General features: G+C 60.9%; 21 protein-coding genes. 20 read left to right on the top strand and 1 reads right to left on the bottom strand.

Annotated elements, in window-relative coordinates; translation table 11 throughout:
• The first annotated feature begins 58 nt into the window (after positions 1 to 58).
• The 18 genes from GA0061103_RS00770 to GA0061103_RS00685 all read left to right on the top strand — a co-directional run bounded on the left by GA0061103_RS00770 (position 59) and on the right by GA0061103_RS00685 (position 19623).
• On the top strand, positions 59 to 1654 hold the full coding sequence (locus GA0061103_RS00770) for a cytochrome ubiquinol oxidase subunit I (RefSeq protein ID WP_092706165.1): 1596 nt from the start codon (positions 59 to 61) through the stop codon (positions 1652 to 1654).
• A 6-nt stretch (positions 1655 to 1660) separates the two neighbouring features.
• A complete protein-coding gene (gene cydB, locus GA0061103_RS00765; RefSeq protein ID WP_092706163.1) occupies positions 1661 to 2815 on the top strand; it encodes a cytochrome d ubiquinol oxidase subunit II in 1155 nt (384 codons plus the stop codon).
• 18 nt (positions 2816 to 2833) lie between these two features.
• Positions 2834 to 2959 (top strand): cytochrome bd-I oxidase subunit CydX, encoded by a 126-nt coding sequence (cydX, locus tag GA0061103_RS00760; protein WP_092706161.1) that lies wholly within the window; start codon positions 2834 to 2836, stop codon positions 2957 to 2959.
• 332 nt (positions 2960 to 3291) lie between these two features.
• Positions 3292 to 4695, top strand: coding sequence for an aminotransferase-like domain-containing protein (locus GA0061103_RS00755; protein ID WP_092706159.1), 1404 nt, complete (start codon positions 3292 to 3294; stop codon positions 4693 to 4695).
• Between the two features lie 197 nt (positions 4696 to 4892).
• Positions 4893 to 5297 (top strand): DUF983 domain-containing protein, encoded by a 405-nt coding sequence (locus GA0061103_RS00750; protein ID WP_092706158.1) that lies wholly within the window; start codon positions 4893 to 4895, stop codon positions 5295 to 5297.
• A gap of 245 nt (positions 5298 to 5542) precedes the next feature.
• The gene (locus tag GA0061103_RS00745; RefSeq protein WP_092706156.1) at positions 5543 to 6253 is read left to right on the top strand and encodes a FadR/GntR family transcriptional regulator; all 711 of its coding nucleotides are present in this window, start codon (positions 5543 to 5545) and stop codon (positions 6251 to 6253) included.
• Positions 6254 to 6281: 28 nt separating this feature from the next.
• A complete protein-coding gene (locus GA0061103_RS00740) occupies positions 6282 to 7874 on the top strand; it encodes an ABC transporter substrate-binding protein (protein WP_092706155.1) in 1593 nt (530 codons plus the stop codon).
• Between the two features lie 57 nt (positions 7875 to 7931).
• A complete protein-coding gene (locus GA0061103_RS00735) occupies positions 7932 to 8891 on the top strand; it encodes an ABC transporter permease (protein ID WP_092708466.1) in 960 nt (319 codons plus the stop codon).
• 3 nt (positions 8892 to 8894) lie between these two features.
• Positions 8895 to 9770: an ABC transporter permease gene (locus tag GA0061103_RS00730; protein WP_092706154.1), complete on the top strand. Its 876-nt coding sequence runs from the start codon at positions 8895 to 8897 to the stop codon at positions 9768 to 9770.
• Between the two features lie 20 nt (positions 9771 to 9790).
• Positions 9791 to 10705, top strand: coding sequence for a dihydrodipicolinate synthase family protein (locus GA0061103_RS00725; RefSeq protein ID WP_092706153.1), 915 nt, complete (start codon positions 9791 to 9793; stop codon positions 10703 to 10705).
• Between the two features lie 2 nt (positions 10706 to 10707).
• Positions 10708 to 11727, top strand: coding sequence for an ABC transporter ATP-binding protein (locus tag GA0061103_RS00720; RefSeq protein ID WP_425349446.1), 1020 nt, complete (start codon positions 10708 to 10710; stop codon positions 11725 to 11727).
• Entirely contained in the window at positions 11728 to 12681 is a 954-nt protein-coding gene (locus tag GA0061103_RS00715) for an ABC transporter ATP-binding protein (RefSeq protein WP_092706152.1), read from the top strand.
• A gap of 228 nt (positions 12682 to 12909) precedes the next feature.
• The gene (locus GA0061103_RS00710; RefSeq protein WP_092706151.1) at positions 12910 to 13794 is read left to right on the top strand and encodes an AraC family transcriptional regulator; all 885 of its coding nucleotides are present in this window, start codon (positions 12910 to 12912) and stop codon (positions 13792 to 13794) included.
• A gap of 203 nt (positions 13795 to 13997) precedes the next feature.
• Entirely contained in the window at positions 13998 to 15083 is a 1086-nt protein-coding gene (locus GA0061103_RS00705; protein ID WP_092706150.1) for an ABC transporter substrate-binding protein, read from the top strand.
• 86 nt (positions 15084 to 15169) lie between these two features.
• Positions 15170 to 15991 carry an ATP-binding cassette domain-containing protein gene (locus GA0061103_RS00700; protein WP_092706149.1) on the top strand — a complete coding sequence of 274 codons (822 nt, stop codon included), beginning with the start codon at positions 15170 to 15172 and terminating at the stop codon, positions 15989 to 15991.
• Positions 15988 to 17238, top strand: a complete 1251-nt coding sequence (locus GA0061103_RS00695) for a sugar ABC transporter permease (protein ID WP_092706147.1) — start codon at positions 15988 to 15990, stop codon at positions 17236 to 17238. The genes GA0061103_RS00700 and GA0061103_RS00695 overlap by 4 nt, the downstream gene beginning before the upstream one ends.
• A 25-nt stretch (positions 17239 to 17263) precedes the next feature.
• On the top strand, positions 17264 to 17992 hold the full coding sequence (locus GA0061103_RS00690; protein ID WP_092708460.1) for an SDR family oxidoreductase: 729 nt from the start codon (positions 17264 to 17266) through the stop codon (positions 17990 to 17992).
• Entirely contained in the window at positions 17992 to 19623 is a 1632-nt protein-coding gene (locus GA0061103_RS00685) for an FGGY-family carbohydrate kinase (protein WP_092706145.1), read from the top strand. The genes GA0061103_RS00690 and GA0061103_RS00685 overlap by 1 nt, the downstream gene beginning before the upstream one ends.
• A gap of 9 nt (positions 19624 to 19632) precedes the next feature.
• Here the strand turns inward: GA0061103_RS00685 and GA0061103_RS00680 are convergent, their stop codons facing one another.
• Entirely contained in the window at positions 19633 to 20526 is an 894-nt protein-coding gene (locus GA0061103_RS00680; protein ID WP_092706143.1) for a LysR family transcriptional regulator, read from the bottom strand.
• 259 nt (positions 20527 to 20785) lie between these two features.
• On the opposite strand from GA0061103_RS00680, the gene GA0061103_RS00675 reads away from it, so the two are divergent.
• Together GA0061103_RS00675 and GA0061103_RS00670 are read left to right on the top strand one after the other, a co-directional pair.
• A complete protein-coding gene (locus GA0061103_RS00675; RefSeq protein WP_092706141.1) occupies positions 20786 to 21184 on the top strand; it encodes a (R)-mandelonitrile lyase in 399 nt (132 codons plus the stop codon).
• A gap of 11 nt (positions 21185 to 21195) precedes the next feature.
• Positions 21196 to 21933: an SDR family oxidoreductase gene (locus tag GA0061103_RS00670; protein WP_092708457.1), complete on the top strand. Its 738-nt coding sequence runs from the start codon at positions 21196 to 21198 to the stop codon at positions 21931 to 21933.
• The last annotated feature ends 150 nt before the right edge of the window (positions 21934 to 22083 follow it).

Raw genomic sequence — 22083 nt, 5'->3', positions numbered from 1 at the left:
GCGCGTCGAATGGCGCCGCATTCCTGTCAGACACACCGTAGGGGGTGGGAGAAAGACTATGGAACTCGATATCGTGGCGCTGTCGCGCCTGCAGTTCGCCATGACGGCGCTGTATCACTTCTTATTCGTGCCGCTGACGCTCGGCCTTTCCGTGCTGCTTGCCATCATGGAGACGACCTACGTCATGACGGGTCGCCAGATCTGGCGACAGATGACGAAGTTCTGGGGGACGCTCTTCGGCATCAACTTCGTGCTCGGCGTCGCCACCGGCATTGTGATGGAATTCCAGTTCGGCATGAACTGGAGCTATTACAGCTATTATGTCGGCGATATTTTTGGTGCGCCGCTGGCGATCGAAGGATTGATGGCTTTCTTCCTCGAGGCGACCTTCGTCGGCCTGTTCTTTTTCGGCTGGGACAAGCTGTCGAAAGTCGGCCATCTGGTCGCGACCTGGGCTGTGGCGCTTGGTTCGAATTTCTCGGCCTTGTGGATCCTGATCGCCAATGGCTGGATGCAGAACCCGGCAGGCTCGGCGCTCAACCCGCAGACCATGCGCATGGAGATTGTCAGTTTCTTCGACGTCGTCTTCAATCCGGTGGCGCAGGCGAAATTCGTTCACACCGTCTCGGCGGGCTACGTCTGTGCCTCGGTCTTCGTGCTTGGTGTCTCAGCCTGGTATCTTCTGAAGGGCCGCAGCGTCGAGCTGGCGAAGCGCTCGATGACGGTTGCCGCATCCTTCGGCCTGGCTTCGGCGCTTTCGGTCGTCGTGCTTGGCGATGAAAGCGGCTATCTGACGACCGAGCATCAGAAGATGAAGCTCGCGGCAATTGAGGCGATGTGGAAGACCGAACCGGCGCCGGCCGCCTTCACCGCCTTCGGCTTTCCAGACCAGGAGGCCCGCGAGACGCACTATGCCATTCATATTCCATGGGCCATGGGCCTGATCGGGACGCGATCGCTGACGACGGAAATCCCTGGCATCGACAAGCTCGAAGAACAGGCCAAGGACCGTATTCGCGAGGGCATCAAGGCCTATGATGCGCTGGTGAAGATCCGCGCTGCCAAGCCGGCAACGCCCGGCGAAGTCTCGCAGGACGTGGCCACCGCGCGCACCTCCTTCGAGGATATCGGCCATGAGCTCGGTTATGCTCTGTTGCTCAAGCGCTATATCGACGATCCACGCCAGGCAACGGAGGAGCAGATCGCGCAGGCCGCTCGCGATACCATTCCGAATGTGCCGACGCTCTTCTGGTCCTTCCGCATCATGGTCGGCCTTGGGATGTTCTTCATCCTGCTGATGACGGTCTTCTTCTGGCTTTCGGCGCGGCGGAAACTGGATCGATATCCGCTGCTGCTGAGGATCGCGGTTTTCGCCATTCCTCTGCCCTGGGTCGCCATCGAGCTTGGCTGGGTCGTTGCGGAATTCGGCCGTCAGCCGTGGATCATCGAAGGCGTGCTGCCGACGGCCGCGGCCGTCTCCAATCTCGGCGCCGGCACTGTGCTTCTCACCATCCTTGGCTTTGCCGCGCTCTACACCGTCCTCATCGTCATCGAGATGACGCTGATGATCAAGGCGATCCGCAAAGGCCCCGAACCGGACGACGAACCGGAGGCCAAGCTGATTTCCGAAAACCTCGTTCCGGCTGCGGAGTGACCTGCCATGATCCTGCATGAATTGATCGACTATGAAACCCTGCGCATCATCTGGTGGCTGCTTCTCGGCGTGCTTCTGATCGGCTTTGCCGTCACCGACGGCTTCGACCTCGGCGTCGGCACGCTCCTTCCCTTCGTCGCCAAGACGGATACGGAGCGGCGCATCGCCATCAACTCGATCGGCGCGACCTGGGAAGGCAACCAGGTCTGGCTGATCCTCGGCGGCGGGGCGATTTTCGCCGCTTGGCCTCCACTCTATGCCGTATCCTTTTCCGGCTTCTATCTCGCGATGTTTGTAATCCTGTTTGCCCTGATCCTGCGGCCGGTTGCGTTCAAATACCGTTCCAAGCGCGATAGCGCCCGCTGGAAGACGGGCTGGGACTGGGCCTTGTTCATTGGCGGTTTCGTTCCATCGCTGATCTTCGGCGTGGCGGTCGGTAACGTGCTCCAGGGTGTGCCCTTCCGCTTCGACGACGATATGCGCATCTTCTACGAAGGCTCCTTCTTCGCGCTTCTGAACCCCTATGCGCTCCTCTGTGGCCTGCTGTCGGTTGCCATGCTGGTCATGCACGGTGCCGCCTGGCTTCTCGTGAAGACGGATGGGGTTGTTGCCGAACGCGCGCGTCGGTTCGGCATCGTGGCGGCCCTGGCCGTAATCGTGCTCTTTGCGCTCGGCGGCCTGTTCCTTTGGATTGATATAGACGGCTATCGCATCGCCAGTGCAATCGATGTCGAAGGCCCGTCCAATCCGCTTCTGAAGACGGTCGAACACAGCGCGGGCGCATGGCTTGCCAACTACGGCAGCCATCCATGGATGATGATCGCACCGGCTCTTGGCTTCGTGGGGGCAGCAGCGGCCTTGCTTGCCATGCTCGGCCGGCGCGAAGTGACCGTGCTGCTGTTCAGCAAGCTTGCCATCTTCGGCATCATCTCGACCGTGGGCTTGTCGATGTTTCCCTTCATCCTGCCGTCGTCGCTCGATCCGCGCTCCAGCCTCACGGTCTGGGACGCTTCGTCCAGTCATCTGACGCTGTTCATCATGCTCGTCGTCACCATCATCTTCCTGCCGATCGTGCTCGCCTATACCGCATGGGTCTATCGCGTGCTGTGGGGCAAGGTCGATGAGGAGACGGTCAACGACAAGAGCGGTCACGCCTACTGATCTGTAAGGAGATTTCGCATGTGGTACTTTGCCTGGCTTCTCGGCTTCCCTCTCGCGGCAGCATTCGCCGTCCTCAACGCAATGTGGTACGAGCTGGTGGATGATCAAGCGAAAGCGAAAGCCGCGGGCGCTCAAGAAAAATGAGCGAGACATCCCATCCTTGATGGAACTTTGCCATATGATCGGCACGCCGGCCCAAAACCGACGTGCCGCGCTTGCAAGGACGAATCGCGATAACAGGGATATAGGCCTTCGGGTTTCTCGATGCCGAGGCGATCAAACAGCTTTGTCATGCCGTCAATTACGGGAACATCGGCTGGCCAAGGCATTCATGGATCGAGAATATTGCAGCATTTGGTGTTCTCGGGGATGAAAAGTGGGGCCGATAGCTCCACATAGCGGGAATTGTATGCAATAATATGCAATCAATGTCGGCCGGAGTTTCAGCTCAGGTCCGGTCTCGTGCGGAGCATGAAATGAAAGACTGGCATCCCGATCTCAGCCGCTCCTCCAGCCCCCGCTACATTGCCATAGCCGACCTGATCGAGATGGATTTGCGCAGCGGCGTTCTTGCTGCCGGCGACAGGCTGCCGCCGCAACGCGCGCTCGCCAAGCGTCTCAACATCGATTTTACGACCGTTGCGCGCGGCTACGTCGAGGCGCAGAAGCGTGGGCTGGTGGATTCCCATGTTGGACGCGGGACGTTCGTGACCGGCAGGCAGGGGAGGGAGCGCCGAAATTTCGCTCTCGACGCTGCTTCCGATCCGCGTCGTGCATCCGCGATCGATTTTTCGATGAATCTGCCGCCAGAACCGAGCGATCCGGATCTTCTTGCTCGCATGCAGGAGGGCATGTCGGCCGTAGCGGTCGATCTTATTCCCTTGCTGCGGTATCAGGGATTTGGCGGCATGGTTATGGACAAGGAGGCTGCCGCAACCTGGCTCAGCCGCCGCGGTCTCACCCCGGCGCAGGAGCGCATCTTCGTAACACCCGGCGCGCACCCGGCCTTGCTGGCAATCTTTGGCCTCTTGGCCAAGCCAGGCGAAACCGTGCTTTCTGAAAATATCACCTATCCCGGCATGCGTTCGATTGCGGCGCAGCTGCGGCTCAATCTCTCAGGCCTGGCGATGGATGACGAAGGTGTCTTGCCGGAAGCCTTTGAAGAAAGCTGCGAGCGCCTGCGACCGAAGGCGCTTTACCTCAACCCGACACTGCAGAATCCAACGACGCTGACGATTCCGCAGGCGCGGCGCGAAGCCATTGCCGCGATTGCCCGCAAATATCGTGTGCCGATCATCGAGGACGATGCTTATGGCTTCATTCCGCTGGATGCGCCAGCGCCAATGGCTGCAATCGCACCGGAGCTGACCTGGCATATCGGTGGGTTGGCGAAGTGCATCGGTGCGGGGTTGCGCCTAGCCTTCGTCGTGGCACCGGACACGCGGTCGATATGGCCCTTCGTGAGTGCGATGCGGAGCAGCAATGTCATGGCGTCGCCGCTCAATATGGCGCTTGCGACGCGCTGGATCAAAGACGGTACCGCCGATGGCATTCTGCGTTTCATTCGCGCAGAGGCCGCCGCCCGCCAGGAGATGGTTGCTGACATATTGCCATCAGGCAGCTATCGGGCCGATCCCATCAGTTTCAACATCTGGCTGCCGCTCGGTAGCGGCTGGACGCGGGCCACCTTCGGTAGCCATATGCGCGATGCAGGTATCGGCGTTGTCGCAAGCGACGCCTTCACGGTAGACGGCATGGCGCCGGAGGCCGTGCGCGTTTGCCTCGGTGGCCCAATAGGCCGCGAGACCTTGAAGGGTGCATTGAATTTCATGGCGCATGCGCTGCAGGGGCCACCGGAATTGGCCGCCTCCTTTTTCTAGCCTTCGGGCGCAACATCGCTATTGATTGGAGGGGCGCAGGCTCCGTACCGCACCTATTCCCTTCATTTGCCGAAATTGCCGCTGCGTCATTCTGCCAAATGGACGTATAGAATGCATTCATTATATTTATATTGAATGCATGCAATCTGACTATTGATTGCTTGCCCTTGGAAGATTGATTCAGGAGTGATGCTGTCATGGATGCCGAATATCCGCCGCTGAGTCCACTGAAGACCGGCCTTCGTTGTCGTTGCCCGCGTTGCGGGCAGGGGCGATTGTTCGATGGGTTCTTGACCCTTCGCAAGCAATGCGAAGCATGTGATCTCGACTATTCCTTCGCGGATCCCGCCGATGGACCGGCTTTCTTCGTCATCTGCTTTGCCTGCATCCCGAGCGTGCTTCTCGGCGTCTGGCTGGAGGTGGCGTTCTCGGCGCCAGTCTGGGTGCAGTTTCTGGTGACTGGCCCCTTCATGCTGGCGACCTGCATTCCGCCATTGCGACCGTTGAAGGGATGGCTGGTTGCGAGCCAGTACTTCTACAAGGCCGAGGAAGGCAAGCTTGTTCGCTTGCCGGAGGCGGACGTGCCTCATGCAACAAATTGAGGCTTCCTGCCGCCAAGGACCGAAGCCGAGTTTGCTAAAGAAGGCTGAGGCGATCAGGAGAAGATCACCAAGCTGATTTTCTCGGCTTGGCATGGCTTGACCCCTTTCATTGCCTGCGTCTCGGAATCCTCCGGATATTAAATTCGGCGGCGATGGCTATTGCCTAGTTTCAATTAGCCTATCCTCTTGACGGATATCCTACAAGTCAATAGGTTGCGCGCCATGTCCCGAGGAGCTTGGGTTTCATGGTCGGAAAAGTCATTCAGCCTTTGACGCGCGCACCGTTGCTGCATGTCTCCGTGCAGGAGAGTTTGCGCAGCTATATCGCCGACAACAGTCTTGAGGCGGGCACGATACTGCCGGCCGAGGGGGAGCTCGCGGCGCAATTGGGCGTCAGCCGCAATTCTCTGCGCGAAGGTATCAAGGCGCTGGAATCCCTCGGTGTACTGGAGACGCGCCGCGGCATCGGCATCTTCGTCAAGGCATTCTCCTTCGCGCCGCTGCTCGACAATCTCGCCTACGGGCTCGGTGATGCGCTGCGGCACATGGAGGAGGTGCTGGAAATCCGCCGCACGCTCGAAGTGGGCCTGATCGGCAAGACGCTCGACATGATCGGACCTGAGGATCTGGCGGAACTGCGCGCCACGACCGACCGCATGCGTGCCCACGCCGAACGTGGCGAACCCTTTGCCGAAGACGATCAGCTCTTTCATCGCCTGCTGTTTCGCTGCCAGGGCAACGAGACCTTCGTTCGTCTGATCGATGTCTTCTGGCTCGCATTCTACAAGGCGTCCCGCTTCTTCGATCTCGACGATGTCGACCCCATGGCCACCTGGCGTGACCATGAGGCGATCGTCGATGCGCTGGAATCCAAAAATCTCAAGGAGGTGCGCATGCGCCTCGACCGCCATTACGAGGGAATTTCGCAGGTGATCGCCAACAACAAGAAGAAATAGCGATCGCAAACACGGGAGGAGGATCATCATGAGGAAAGCTTTTCATCTGCCGGCAATCGCGTTGGGAGCGTTGCTGTCGGCAACTGCGATGCCTGTCTTAGGCGGCGTGGCCGCATCTGCCGCCGCTGCAACCATGTCTGGGGGCTTCGATGTCGGCCCTGGCGGCTTCCAGGGCAACTTCAATCCGCTGGCGGCAACCGCCGGTCTCACTTGGCTCAGCACCTATTTCGAGCCGCTGGTCAGCTACGATGAAAAGCTGCAGAAGATCGTCGGCGTGCTTGCATCCTCCTATGAGGTGAGCCCAGATCAGCTGACCTATAGGTTCAGGCTTGCCGATGCCAAGTGGCACGACGGCAAGGCCTTCACGGCCAAGGACGCCAAATTCACCATCGATCTTGCGGCCAATGCCAAGACCGGCTCGATCTTTGCCGCCCGTTTTAAACTCCTGTCATCCGTCGAGACGCCGGACGATCATACGCTTGTCATCAAGCTCTCCGCGCCTTCGGCGAGCCTGCTCGATACGCTGGCCAAGATCATGGTTCTGCCCGAACATGCGCTTGCGGCCGTGCCCGTCGATCAGCTCGCGAAGAGCACGTGGTGGTCGACGTCGCCCATCGGGACGGGGCCATTCAAATTCGTCAAATATGTGCAGGATCAATATGTCGAGCTGACAGCCAATCCGGATTATCGCGGCGGCAAGCCGGTTCTCGATCGGCTGATCAATCGCTATTTCGCCAATCCGGCCGCGGCAATCTCGGCGCTGCGGGCAGGCGAGATCCAGTTCACCTATGTCGATTCCAACGATGTTCCGACCTTCAAGGACGACAAGTCCTTTGAGGTCATCGAGGGCGATTCCTTCGTCGTCAATTATCTGGGCTTCAACCAGGATTCGCCGCTGTGGAAGGATCTTCGCGTCCGTCAGGCCGTCATGTACGCCATCAATCGCGATGCGATCATCAAGAGCCTCTATGGCGGCGCGGCAAAGCCGGCCAATTGCGCTTATGTCGCCAATCAGCTGGTTCCGAATGGTATCGAAGCCTATCCCTACGATCCGGCCAAGGCCAAGCAATTGCTCGATGAAGCCGGCTGGGTCGAGATCAACGGCGACAAGCCGATCACCTTGCTGACCTATTATAACACGCCGCTTGCGACGAACGTCTTGGCGGCCGTGCAGGCAATGCTGGCGCAGGTCGGTATCAATGTCGTGCCGCGCGCCGTCGATGCACCGACTTATAATGGTATCGTGCTCAACCCCAATGCCGACGCATCGCAGTTCCAGCTCGTCTATGCCGGCCTGCAGAACGGGCCAGATCCAAGCAACATCAACACCGGGCTCAACGAAAAACAGATCCCGCCGGCGGGTGCCAATGTGGTGAGGGCGCGCATGCCCGATCTGACCAAGGCGCTCGATGCCGCCATTGCCGAGACGGACGCCGGCAAGCGCGATCAGCGCTACCAGGATGTCTGCAAGATCATGAACAAGGACCTGCCCTGGGCGACCATGTGGGTGGCGAACCGCTATGGCGTGGTTTCGTCCAAGGTGAAGGATTTCATTTGGACGCCGGCGCCCGGCGGTGGCCCCTACATCGCGCATCCCGAAGCGTGGAAGCTCTCAAACTAGGTTTTGAGCCGGCCGCAGATTCTGTGGCCGGCGCCTTCCTTGAAACGCAGGTTCGATATGCTTCACTATGGTCTCAGGCGTCTTGTAATCGGCATCGGCATGCTCGTCGCCTTGAGCATGCTGGTCTTTGTGTTGTTGCGGTTGACGCCGGGCGATCCGATCGATGCCTATATCGACCCGAGCACGCCTTTATCTCCCGCTGCCATGGCCGATTTGCGTGAGCGCCTCGGGCTGGATCGGCCGCTGCCGCTGCAATATGTCGGCTGGCTGCTGCAGGCGCTGCAAGGCAATCTCGGCTATTCCGTCAAGCGGCTGGATCAGCCTGTTCTGACGCTGGTTCTGTCTCGTATCGGTCCGACGGTGCTGCTGATGGGCTCGGCCCTGATCATGGCGATCGTCGCCGGCATTGCCGCAGGCGTCATCGGTGCCGTCAGACGCAATTCGGTCACGGATATCTCGCTCTCCGTGCTGGCGCTCGCCGGCATATCGAGCCCTGCCTTTCTGAGCGCGCTTCTTGGTCTTTATATCTTTGCCGTGCGTCTCGGCTGGCTGCCCTCGGGCGGCATGCTGACGCCCGGCGAGGATTTTTCCATCGGCGACCTGCTTTGGCATCTCATCCTGCCGGCTTCGCTTCTGGCGATTGCTCAAGCCGCACTCATCATGCGCTATATGCGGGCGTCGCTGCTGGAAGTCCTCAATCAGGATTATGTGCGGACGGCGCGGGCCAAGGGCGTGTTCGAATTCTGGGTGATCGTCAAGCATGCCCTGCGCAATGCGCTCCTGCCCGTGGTGACGGTCATCGGCTCGACCATAGGGCTGGCGATCGGCGGCGCGATCTTCATCGAAAGCGTCTTCAACTGGCCGGGCATGGGCCTGCTGCTCGTCGATGCGGTCACGTCGCGCGACTATCCCGTCATCATGGGGGCGACGCTTGTCATTGGCGCCTGCGTCATCATCGTCAACCTGCTGACCGACTTCGCGTATGCGGTGATCGATCCGCGCATCAAGGTGGGCTGAGCGATGCTGGCACGAACCGAACGACCAAGCCACGGCCCGTTTGCCCGGGCATTCGATCGCTTCCGGCTGAATGGTGCCGCCCTCTTCGGCGTCTGCATTGCCGTGCCGTTATTGGTGCTAATCGCCACATATCCGCTATGGTGGCGGTTCCAGCCCAACGATATCGATCTCCTGGCCATGAACGCGCCGCCCAATGCGACGCACTGGTTCGGAACGGACGGCGTCGGGCGTGACGTCTTTGCCAGGGTGCTCGAAGGCGGCCGGATATCGCTGATGGTTGCGGCAGGTTCCACAGTCATTTCGGCCATTATCGGCTTTCTGTTCGGCTTCGTGTCTGCCTTTGCCGGCCGCTGGGCGGATGCGCTCAGCATGCGCTTCGTCGATCTCGTCATGACCTTGCCGCCGGTGATCTTCCTGCTGGTGCTGGCCTCCATCACCGGCACCGGCATCTTGCCGACGATAGCAGTCATATCGCTTCTGTCCTGGCCGCTGCTGGCCCGCATGGTGCGCTCAAGGCTGCTCGAACTGCGTGAACGTGATTTTGTGACGGCCGCGCGTGGCATGGGCGCCGGGCTGCCGCACCTGCTGCTGCGCCACGGCATGCCGAACTGCATCGATATTCTGGTGGTCTACGCCACGACGCAGGTCGCCAATGCGATCCTCTTGGAGGCCGGGCTTTCCTTTCTCGGTCTCGGCATCGCACCGCCCGCGGCGAGCTGGGGCAATATGCTGAATGCTGCCCGCTCCACCGCCGTTCTCGAGCAATATCCCTGGCAATGGCTGTTTCCCGGCGCGGCGCTGGTTTTGGCCGTCCTTGCCATCAATTTCATCGGCGACGGGCTGAGGGATGCCTTCGATCCGCGTGCCGAGCTTCGTTGAACCCAGGAAAGAAAGAGACAATGAGTAAATTCAAGGGCGTGGTGCCTCCCGTCGTAACGCCGCTGAACGACGATTTCACCGTGGATTACCCATCCTATACGAGGGTGCTGGAGCATCTCATCGACGGCGGCTGCCACGGCGTCTTCGTGCTGGGCTCCACCAGCGAAGTCGTCTTCCACGACGAAAAGACGCGGCGCGAGATTATCGAGCATTCCGCCAAGGTCGTGAACGGTCGGGTGCCGCTGCTGGTTGGCGTCATCGACCCCACGACAGACCGCGTGATCGCGCATTCGAAAATCGCCAAGGCGGCCGGCGCCGACGCCGTCGTGGTCACCGCTCCGTTCTACACGGTGACCAGCCAGTCCGAGATATTGGATCACTTCCGCTACATAAGAGATGCCGTCGATGTACCGCTTGTGGCCTATGACATCCCGGTCTGCGTGAATGTAAAACTGCAACGCCAGACGGTGGTGACGCTCGCAAAGGAGAGGACCATCATCGGATTGAAGGATTCCAGTGGCGATGACGGGAATTTCCGCTATGCGCTGCTCGATCTTGCCGATCATAAGGATATCTTCCTGATGACGGGCTCCGAAATCGTCGTCGACAATGCACTTCTGATGGGCGCGCATGGCGTGGTGCCCGGTATCGCCAACGTCGATCCTCATGGCTATGTGCGGCTATGGGATGCCGCACAGCGCGGTGACTGGGCCGCGGCCCGGCGCGAGCAGGAAAGGCTTTGCCGCCTGTTCGAGATCGTCTGGGTCGCACAGGGCCGCGTCAGCGGCGGTGCGGCCGGCATCGGTGCCTTCAAGACGGCGATGAAGAGCCTCGGCATCATCGATACCGCGGTCATGCCCCGTCCGCGCGCGGCTCTGAATGCCGAGGAGACAGCCAGGATCGATGTGATCCTGAAAAATACGGGGCTGCTGTAGTTATGATAGCGCCGGCTGCCCAACCCGTTCTCGATATCAGGGGACTCAGGACCGTCTTCCGCACCCGCGGCGGCGAGTTGACCGCGGTGCGGGATATCGACCTGACCATCGACGCGGGCGAGACGCTGGCGCTGGTCGGCGAGTCCGGTTCGGGCAAGTCGGTGACGAGCCTTTCCGTGATGCGGCTTCTGACGCGCAATGTTGGGAAGATCGCGGCCGGCAGCATCAGGCTGCGGGACAGGCAGGGTATCGTCAGCGATCTTGCGGCGTTGGACGACAGCCGTATGCGTGAGATCCGCGGCGGCGATATCGGCATGGTGTTTCAGGAGCCGATGTCGAGCCTCAATCCGGTGCTGACAATCGGCGATCAGATTGCCGAGCCGATCCGCATCCACCGCAAGGCTGATCGTGCAACAGCGATACGTGAGGCGATCGCGCTGTTGGAGAGCGTCGGAATTCCCGATGCGAAACGCCGCGTCAGGCAATATCCGCATGAATTGTCCGGCGGCATGCGCCAGCGCGCAACCATTGCCATGGCGCTTGCCTGCGATCCTGTACTGCTGATCGCGGACGAGCCGACGACGGCGCTCGACGTCACGATACAGGCACAGATCCTCGATCTCCTGCAGCGGCTGCAGCGGGAGCGCGGCATGGCGATCCTATTCGTCACGCATAATCTCGGCGTGGTGGCAGAGATCGCCGATCGCGTTGCCGTCATGTATGCCGGCCGGATCGTCGAGGAAGGGCCGACGGAAGCGGTGTTCCGCAATCCGAAACACCCCTATACGCGCGGCCTTTTGGCTTCCATGCCGCGGCTCGGTGAGGCAACGCGGATGCGGCAGGCCGGAGAGCCGCTATACGCCATTCCCGGCGTCGTGCCGGGGCTGACACGAATGCCTTCCGGCTGCGCTTTCGCGCCGCGTTGCGCCCATGCGATCCCGGCTTGCAGCGGAGCGGTGCCGTTTCTCGAAACTGTCGACGCAAGCCATGCGAGCCGCTGCATCCGTTGGCGGGAGATTTAGATGACCGAAGCGTTCGTCTCCGTTCGCGATCTCGCCAAGGACTATGTGTCCCGCGGCGCAAGGCTTTCCATCCTTCGTGATATCTCTTTCGACATCGGGAGAGGCGAAGTGGTGGGTCTCGTCGGCGAATCCGGCAGTGGCAAGACGACGATCGGCAGGTCCATCCTGCGCTTGATCGAGCCATCGGCGGGCAGCGTACGCTTCGACGGCACGGAAATGACCGGGCTTGGCGCTGGCGATCTCAGGCGCATGAGACCGCGCATGCAGTATATTTTTCAGGATCCCTTCGCCAGCCTGTCGCCGCGCATGACCATCGGCGAGATATTGACTGAAGGTCTGAAGATCCAGCGCATCGGCAGCCGTCTCGATCGGCTGGATCGGGCGCGTGCGGCCCTTGAACAGGTGGATCTGCCGGCGGATGCCATCAATCGCTATGCCCATGAATTTTCTGGCGGCCAGCGCCAGCGGATTGGCATTGCGCGCGCACTTGCGCTCGGGCCGGAATTTCTCGTCGCCGATGAACCCGTCTCGGCACTGGATGTCTCCATTCAGGCACAGGTCATCAATCTGCTGCGCGGCCTTCAACAGCGGCTGGCGCTCACCATGCTCTTCATCTCGCATGATCTCGCCGTGGTGGAATATCTCTGCGACCGCGTCATCGTGCTTTATCTCGGGCGGATCATGGAGATTGCTGCAAGCGCCGATCTCTACGCCAGACCGTCCCATCCCTATACGCGTGCCTTGTTATCAGCCATCCCTTCGCCGGACCTTGCCACCAAACGCGACCGGCAGATCCTGAAGGGCGATATTCCAAGTCCGGCAAACCCGCCGAGCGGCTGTGTCTTCCGCACGCGCTGTCCCCATGCTCTTGACGCTTGCGCCACCACAATTCCGCAATTGCGGGAAGTCGCGCCGGGGCAGTTCAAGGCCTGTATTCGCGACGACCTCGACTGATCCGGTTTACTGCCGGAAGAGCAATTTTGGCGATGCAGTTCGTCATGCCGCACTGCACATTTGACCAAAGATACCACCTTTCATGTCAAAAAAGTATCGGTTTGGCGTACAAGGCGTAGTAGCGGCCGGCGGCTATGAGGGGTAGGGTTACCACATAGAAGACACGATGGCCTCTGGGAGGAGGCGCCGTAACCGTAACAACGCGGACGGAGGAAAGGAGGCTTGCCGATGAATCCCGATTTGGAAGTGGTCGCGATCGGCAGCGGAGAATCCTTCAAGGCCTGGGAGCACGGCTATCCCTACCGTACCGTTCGCTGGCATTTCCATCCCGAATATGAAATCCACCATGTCGTTGCGACAACAGGCCAATATTTCATCGGCGACTTCATCGGGGAGTTCGAGCCCGGTAACCTGGTACTCACGGGGCCGAACCTGCCGCATAATTGGGTAAGCGATGTGCCCGCCGGCGTCACCCTGCCGCTGCGCTGCCGCGTGCTGCAATTTTCCGAATCCTTCTTTGCCGATGCGAGCAAGGTCTTTCCCGAACTATCGGCCTGCGCCGGCATATTGGAGACAAGCCGACGCGGGGCGCTCTTCACGCCCGAGACGGCCGCCATCGTCGGCCCGATCCTCGGCGAACTGGTCGAGGCATCAGGTATCCGCCGCATCGAACTCTTCATGAATATTCTCGATGCGATGAGCCGTGCCGAGGGCACGCGCACGCTCGCCAGCGCCGGTTATCAGCCGGATCCTTCCGGCTTCATGTCGGCGGGGGTCAATCAGGCCCTGGCCTATATCAACGCGCATCTAACCGAGCCATTCAGCGAATGCGATCTCGCCGAACTGACCGGCCAGAGCCCGAGCGCCTTTTCCCGCAGCTTCCGCCGCCATACGGGGATGGCGCTGGTCCAATATGTCAATCGGCTGCGCATCAACTTCGCCTGCCATCTGCTGATGAGCAAGGCTGACATGACGATCACCGACATCTGCTTTGCGGCAGGCTTCAACAATATCTCGAACTTCAATCGGCGTTTTCTGGATCAGAAGGACATGGCGCCTTCCCGCTTCAGATCGCTCTTGGCACAGCACGCACGCGCGGTGGAGGCCGCCTAAAAGGGGAGGACAGGGAGGAAATATAGAATTCGGGGCAAGCGAACGGGCAGGCATCTTTGCCGCTCGAAGGAGAAGGCTTGTCCAAAATTTACCGCCGCGTCGGTCTGTCGACCGTTCTCGGCAAACCGCCAAACAAGAGCATCGCGTGCGGACAGCCGTGATGATCGAGGGAAACTATTACCATTTGGAACGGAGAAATTCCAATGAACCATTTCGCACTGAAAATCGCAGGCGCTGCCGTGCTTGCCGCCGGTCTTCTGACAGGCACTTCCGCTTTCGCGCAGTCGGCTAAAGTGACGGACGCAACCGTCGCCTTCCTGATGCCCGACCAAAGCTCCACGCGTTACGAAGAGCATGACTTCCCCGGCTTCCAGGCCGAGATGAAGAAGCTCTGCGCCGGCTGCAAGGTGATCTACCAGAACGCCAATGGCGATGCTTCGCGCCAGCAGCAGCAGTTCAATTCGGCGATCTCGCAGGGTGCAAAGGCGATCGTGCTCGATCCGGTGGACTCCACGGCTGCCGCCTCGCTGGTGAAGCTGGCGCAGAGCCAGGGCGTGAAGGTCATCGCCTATGACCGCCCGATCCCATCGGCTGCCGCAGACTATTACGTCTCCTTCAACAATGAAGAGATCGGCAAGATGATCGCGAAGTCGCTGGTCGATCATCTGAAGTCGAAGGGCGTGAAGGCGGGCGATGGCGGCCTTCTCGAGATCAACGGTTCGCCGACGGATGCTGCTGCCGGCCTGATCAAGAAGGGCATCCATGCCGGTCTGGCCGATGGCGGCTATCCGGTGCTTGCCGAATTCGACACGCCGGAATGGGCACCGCCGAAGGCACAGCAATGGGCAAGCGGCCAGATCACCCGCTTCGGCAAGAAGATCCTCGGTGTCGTTGCCGCAAATGACGGTACGGGCGGTGCAGCCGTCGCCGCCTTCAAGGCGGCCGGCTACGATCCCGTCCCGCCGGTCACGGGCAATGACGCGACCATCGCCGGCCTGCAGCTCATCATTTCCGGCGACCAGTACAATACGATCTCCAAGCCGAGCGAGATCGTGGCTGCGGCCGCTGCCAATGTCGCGATCGAATTGCTCTCGGGCGAGACGCCGAAGGCCGATACGAAGCTCTTCGACACGCCGACCAAGCTCTTCACTCCGGCGCTGGTCACCTCCGAGAACCTGAAGGCGGAGATCATCGACAAGGCCGTCAACGGCAAGCCGATCCAGACGCCGGCACAGCTCTGCAACGACCGTTACGCCGATGGCTGCAAGAAGCTCGGCATCGGTAGCTAAGATCTGCTCCTCCCGGTCTCCGGCCGCTTCGGCGGCCGGAGGCAAAACGCATTCGATCGCATTTCAACCCGAGAAGGTGGCCTGTCATGAGTGACGCTTCCGATCCCAGAGCCCCTGACGGCGAGCTTGTCCTCAGCCTGAAGGGGATCTCCAAACACTTCGGCGCCGTCTCGGCACTGACCGATATTAACCTCGATGTGCATGCCGGCGAAGTCGTGGCGCTGGTCGGCGACAATGGTGCCGGTAAATCGACGCTCGTCAAGGTTCTGGCCGGTGTCCATCAACCGAGTGCAGGCACGATCACATTCCGCGGCAAGCAAGTCACGCTTAGCGATCCAGCAACCGCGCTCGACCTCGGCATTGCCACGGTCTTCCAGGATCTGGCGCTCTGCGAGAACCTCGATGTCGTCGCCAACATTTTCCTCGGCCGGGAACTGAGCCCGCTGAAGCTCGACGAGACTGCGATGGAGGTTCGAGCCTGGACGCTGCTCAACGAGCTCGCGGCGCGCATCCCGAGCGTGCGCATCCCGATCGCATCGCTTTCCGGCGGCCAGCGGCAGACGGTGGCGATCGCCCGATCGCTGCTGCTCGAGCCGAAGCTCATCATGCTCGACGAGCCGACCGCAGCCCTTGGCGTCGCACAGACCGCCGAGGTGCTGAACCTCATCGAACGCGTCCGCGACAAGGGACTCGGCGTCATCATGATCAGCCACAATATGGAGGATGTGCGCGCCGTCGCCGACCGTATCGTCGTTCTCCGTCTCGGCCGCAACAACGGCATCTTCTATCCCGACACGTCAAATCAGGAACTCGTCAGCGCCATCACCGGAGCCACGGAAAATGCGGTGTCGCGACGCGCGGGGCGGCGCCAGACCCAGCAGGAAATGAGAGAAGGGGGCCAGCCATGAGCCAGGACAGCAAGCAATCCACCCTGCTGCTCGACCGCAGCGACGTCCGCGTCAACCATGACACCGGGTTTGCGGCCACCATCCGCTCCTCCATCGACAAGGTGCGCTCCGGCGATCTCGGCTCCTTGCCCGTCGTCGTCGGTCTCGTCATCATCTGGACAGTGTTCGGCACGCTCAATCCCACCTTCCTGTCCAGCAATAACCTCGCCAACCTGTTATTCGACGCCTCGACCGTCGGCATCATTTCGCTTGGCATCGTCTGCGTATTGATGGTCGGCGAAATCGATCTTTCGGTCGGATCGATCAGCGGTTTTGCTTCGGCCATGGTCGGTATGCTCTGGGTGAACGAAGGCTGGCCTGTGGCTTTGGCGATCCTGGCCGCACTCGTCGTCGGCGGCGTGATCGGTGCCATCTACGCCGTGCTGTTCAACCGGCTGGGCATGCCGAGCTTCGTCGCCACATTGGCGGGCCTTCTCGCCGTGCTTGGCATGCAGCTCTATCTGCTTGGCGCGACAGGCTCGATCAATCTACCCTATGGTTCGGCCATCGTGAATTTCGGCCAGCTTCTGGTCATTCCCCGCCCGCTCGCCTATGTCTTCGCGCTCATTCCGGGTGCCGTCATGCTGGTTGCGGGTCTTGGCGCGGTGCGGCGGCGCAAGCTGGCAAATCTATCGACACCGTCTGTTGGCGGCCTGCTGATAAAGGCAGCAGTCATCACCGTGGCTCTGGAATTCGTTGCCTTCTATCTCAATCAGGATCGCGGCATTCCCTGGATGTTCGCCCTGTTCGTGGTGCTGGTCATCGTCATGGACTATGCCCTGACGCGCACGCAATGGGGCCGGTCTATGTCTGCCGTCGGCGGCAATCGCGAGGCTGCTCGCCGCGCGGGTATCAATGTCCGGCGGATCTACACCAGCGCCTTCGTGCTATGCGCCATGTTCGCAGCGCTCGGCGGCGTGCTGGCGGCGGCGCGTCTGGCATCGGCCAGCCAGCAGGCAGGCACCGGCGATGTCAATCTGAACGCGATCGCCGCAGCCGTCATCGGCGGCACCAGCCTCTTCGGCGGACGTGGCAGCGCCTATTCGGCTCTGCTCGGCATCATCGTCATCCAGTCGATCGCGAGCGGCCTCACCATGCTCGATCTGTCGTCGGCGCTTCGCTACATGATAACAGGCGCAGTTCTTGCCATTGCCGTCATCGTCGACTCGCTCGCCCGCCGTTCCCGCGCCTCACATGGGCGCGGCTGATTTCTTCAAGAAGGTAAGGATTGTCATGAGACAGGATTTCGCCGGCAAAGTCGCCGCCATCACCGGGGCTGCGTCTGGAATTGGCCTGGAATGCGCCAGATCACTATTGAACGAGGGCGCCCGCGTCGCCCTCGTCGACCGGGCCGAAGACAGCCTGAAAAGCCTCTGCACCGAATTAGGCCCGAACGCCTTTCCCGTCGTAGTCGATCTCCTGAACCCCGAGAGCGTGGCAACGATGCTGCCGCAGATCCTCGGCAAGTTCGGCAAGCTTGATATCTTCCATGCCAATGCCGGCGCCTATATCGGCGGCGAAGTGGCGGAAGGTGATCCCGATGCCTGGGACCGGATGCTGGATCTCAATATCAACGCGGCGTTCCGTTCGGTCCGCATGGTGCTGCCGCACATGATCGAGCGCAAGACCGGCGATATCATCATGACCAGCTCGATCGCCGGTCTGGTGCCGGTGGTCTGGGAGCCGATCTACACGGCCTCCAAGCATGCCGTTCAGGCTTTCACGCATACGGTTCGCCGTCAGGTCGCCAAGCACGGCATCCGCGTCGGCGCCGTGGCACCGGGGCCGGTGGTGACGGCGCTGATCAGCGACTGGCCACAGGCCAAACTGGACGAAGCGATTGCCGCCGGCGGTCTGATGGAGGCGACGGAAGTGGCGGAGGCGGTCGTCTTCATGCTATCGAGACCGCGTAACATCGTAATCCGGGATCTGGTGATCCTGCCCTTGAGTACGGATCTCTGATGACGACACCCTATTTCATCGGCATCGATGTCGGCACCGGCAGCGCCCGGGCCGGAGTGTTCGATGCGTATGGCCATATGCTTGCCGCCGCCAAGCGGCCGATCACCATCTGGCACGAGGCCGGCAGCATCGTCGAACAGTCGAGCGAGCAGATATGGAAGGCGGTTTGCGACAGCGTCAAAGAAGCTGTCGCAACGGCGAAGATCGCAGCTGCTGACGTCGCCGGCATCGGCTTCGACGCGACGTGCTCGCTAGTCGCGGTCAAGGCCGATGGCCAGCCCGTGGCTGTGGGGCCATCGGGCGATGCCGATCGCAATATCATCGTCTGGATGGATCATCGCGCCGCCGGCGAGGCGGCGGAGATCAATGCTGGAAACCATGCGGTGCTACGTTATGTCGGCGGCCGCATCTCGCCCGAGATGGAGACGCCGAAACTTCTCTGGCTGAAGCGGAACCTGCCGCAATCCTTCGCCGCTGCGGATCATTTCTTCGATCTGGCCGACTATCTGACCTGGCGTGCGACGGGCTCGCTGCAGAGATCCGTGTGCACGGTCACCTGCAAATGGACCTATCTTGCCCATGAGAAGTGTTGGGACGCCGAGTATTTCAAGAATATCGGCCTCGGCGAGCTGGCGGACGAGGGTTTCGCGCGGATCGGCACGGAGATCGTGGAGCCGGGTACTGCTTTGGGTGAGGGCCTGAACGAAACCGCGGCGCATGATCTCGGCCTTGCCATTAGCACGCCAGTCGGCGCGTCGCTGATCGATGCCCATGCCGGTGGCGTCGGCACACTCGGCGGGCAGGGAGAAGATGGCAAGGCCGATGTCAGGAACCGGCTCGCCTATATCTTCGGCACCTCGGCCTGCTCGATGGCATCGAGCGAAGGGGCAGTCTTTGTCGATGGCGTCTGGGGTCCTTATTATTCGGCCATGGTGCTTGGCCTCTGGTTGACCGAAGGTGGGCAATCTGCGGCTGGTGCGGCGATCGATCATCTCGTCACCATGCATCCGGCAACCGGCGAAGCTCGCGAAAAGGCCAAAGCGGAAGGACTTTCGTTGGTTGCGTGGCTTGACCGGCAGGCCATGAAGACAAGCAGCAACGTGTCTGACGCTGTGAAGCTCGCACACTCCATTCAGGTCGTTCCCGAGTTTCTCGGCAACCGATCGCCCTATGCCGATCCCGATGCCCGCGCCGTCATCTCCGGCCTCGGGCTGGAAACCGGCGTCGATGATCTCGTCTCGCTCTATGTGGCCGGCCTTTGCGGCATCGGCTACGGCCTCAAGCAATTGCTGGAAAAGCTGGCGCAGGATGGGATTGCCTGCGATCTCATCATTGCCAGTGGCGGCGCTGCGCAAAGCGGCCTTGTGCGGCAGCTTCTGGCGGATACGACTGGTAGACCGGTCGCTGTCGCGGATACAGAGGAGCCGGTTTTGCTCGGTGCTGCCATGCTTGGTGCCACGGCCGGCAGGCATTGTGGTTCACTCGTCGAAGCCATGGCCACCATGTCGCGATTGGCGAAAAGGTTCCAGCCGGCGGATGGTGCCGTCGAGGCGCTGCATGCACGGCGTTACGAAGCTTTCGAGCTGCTGCAATCGGCAGATCGCAGCATCCGGGCCTTGATGGCGTCGTAAGCCCCGCCATCAGCCGCGATAGCGCAGCGCTTCCAGCACCACCGCGAAGGCGGAGGACGGCTGGCGGCGGCTCGGATAATAGAGATGGTAGCCCGTCCAGGGCGGGCACCACTCCTCAAGCACACGAACAAGCCGGCCGCTTTCGATATCTGGCTGTACAAGATCATAGGGCGCATAGGCTAATCCATAGCCGTCGACCGCGGCGGCCAGAACCTGCCGGATGCCGTTGAATGTCATCTGGCCGTCGACACGTACCCGCAGCTCGTCGCTGCCCTTTTCGAATTCCCAGACATAATTGCCGCCATGGGTCGGAAGACGCAGGTTGATGCATTTATGAGCGGTGAGATCTGGAGGGATGAGCGGTTTATTGCGCCCTTCGAAGTAGGACGGAGCGCCGACCACCGCAAAAGCCTGATCGGGGGCGATGCGGACGGCGATCATGCCGTTGGCGACCGTCTGGCCGAGGCGCACGCCGGCGTCGAAGCGCTCCGCCACGATATCGGTGAGGCCGTAATCGTTGATGATCTCGACATGGATGTCGGGATAATCCTGAAGCACACGGGCGAGCTTCGGCCAGATATAGGTATCGACGGCATAGTCGACCGCGGTGATCCTGATGGTGCCGGCCGGCTTTTCGCGCAGCTCGGTGACGGCGAAGAGCTCAGCTTCGATTTCCTGGAAGCGCGGCGTCAGCGATTGCAGCAACCGCTCTCCGGCCGGTGTCGGACTCACGCTTCGCGTCGTGCGAGTCAAAAGCCTGACGCCCATGCGCTCTTCGAGCTGCCGCACCGTATGGCTGAGTGCCGATTGCGAAACGCCCAGCTGTGCCGCTGCCCGGGTGAAGCTGCGCTCCCTGGCAACCGCGAGGAAGAACAGCAGGTCGTTGACGTTTTCGCGCAGCATCTATGAGTACCTCTCATATGTCTGGCGATGCACTTATCACGGAATGAACGAGTAACATAGCGCCCGCAAGGGAGTGAAGGGCTGATGACCAGCGTCAGCATGCGTTCCGGTGCTTCGGTCAGCCACAGCAACAAGCGGCATTTATCGGTTTCGGTCATAAGTCTATGCGGGCGTGATCCACTACTGCTCTGAAAATTGTGGGCTAGATTAGCCCTATACAGTCGAGCCATTGCGGCTCATCGCAAGAAAGGGTGTCATCATGGATATCAAGAGGAACGGGACGCAGCCATCGGGCAAAGGTCCTTCGGACTGGTTCACCGGTACGGTGCGCATAGATCCGGTCTTTGCCGCCAATGACGCGCGGCGAGCTGCGGCCGGCAGCGTCACATTTGAACCCGGCGCCAGGACTGCGTGGCATACCCATCCGCGCGGCCAGACCTTGATCGTCACCGCCGGTTTCGGTCTCGTTCAGCGTGAGGGCGGCCCGATCGAGGAGATCCGCCCCGGAGATGTCGTCTGGTTCGAGCCGGGCGAGAAGCACTGGCATGGCGCTTCGCCGACGACAGCCATGACCCACATCGCCATCCAGGAGCATCTCGACGGCAAGGTGGTGGATTGGATGGAGCATGTGACGGACGAGCAGTATCAGGGAAAATGAGGTCGAAGACGATGGTGGAAGGTATCAAGGACAAGGTCGTCGTCATCACAGGCGCCAGCAGCGGCCTCGGTGAAGCGGCCGCTCGCCGTCTTGCCAAGGATGGCGCCAAGCTCGTTCTCGGCGCGCGGCGTCTCGACCGCTTGCAGGCGCTCGCAAAAGAGCTCTCGCTGGGCGAGGACGCGGTCGTCCAGACGGATGTAACAGATTGTGCGCAGGTGAAGGCGCTCGTGGACCATGCTGTCAGGCAGAATGGCCGCATCGACGTGCTGATCAACAATGCCGGTCTTATGCCGAGCTCGATGCTGGAACGCCTTCACGTCGAGGAATGGGACCGGATGATCGACGTCAACATCAAGGGCGTGCTCTACGGCATCGCCGCCGCTCTGCCTTACATGAGGGACCAGAAGAGCGGACATATCATCAACGTCGCCTCGGTGGCCGGGCATAAGGTCGGGCCGGGCGGCGCCGTCTACTCGGCGACGAAGCATGCCGTGCGCGCATTGTCAGAAGGGCTTCGCCAGGAGACGAAAGCATACAATATCCGCACGACGATCATTTCGCCTGGCGCGGTCGCGACCGAGCTGCCCAATACGATCACCGATCCGGACGTGGCTGCCCGCATCAACGAGGTCTATAAGGGCGCCATATCGCCGGAGGCATTTGCCAGCACTGTGGCTTTCGCCATAAGTCAGCCGCAAGACGTCGATATCAACGAAATCCTGTTTCGCCCGACGGCACAGGTCTACTAAGTGAAACAACCGGCCGGCGAGGCATTTGTGATCTCGCAGGCCAGGTCAAACGGGGATGGAAGAAGAACTCATGATTCGGCTTGTGATTGGCGCGGCACTCGCGCTTGCAGCGCTGACGTGGTCCAATGCACAATGCATGCAGATGCCGAC

The sequence above is a fragment of the Martinezella multihospitum genome, assembly GCF_900094585.1.
Taxonomy (GTDB): domain Bacteria; phylum Pseudomonadota; class Alphaproteobacteria; order Rhizobiales; family Rhizobiaceae; genus Rhizobium; species Rhizobium multihospitium.
This window is presented reverse-complemented; position numbering and strand designations above follow the sequence as displayed.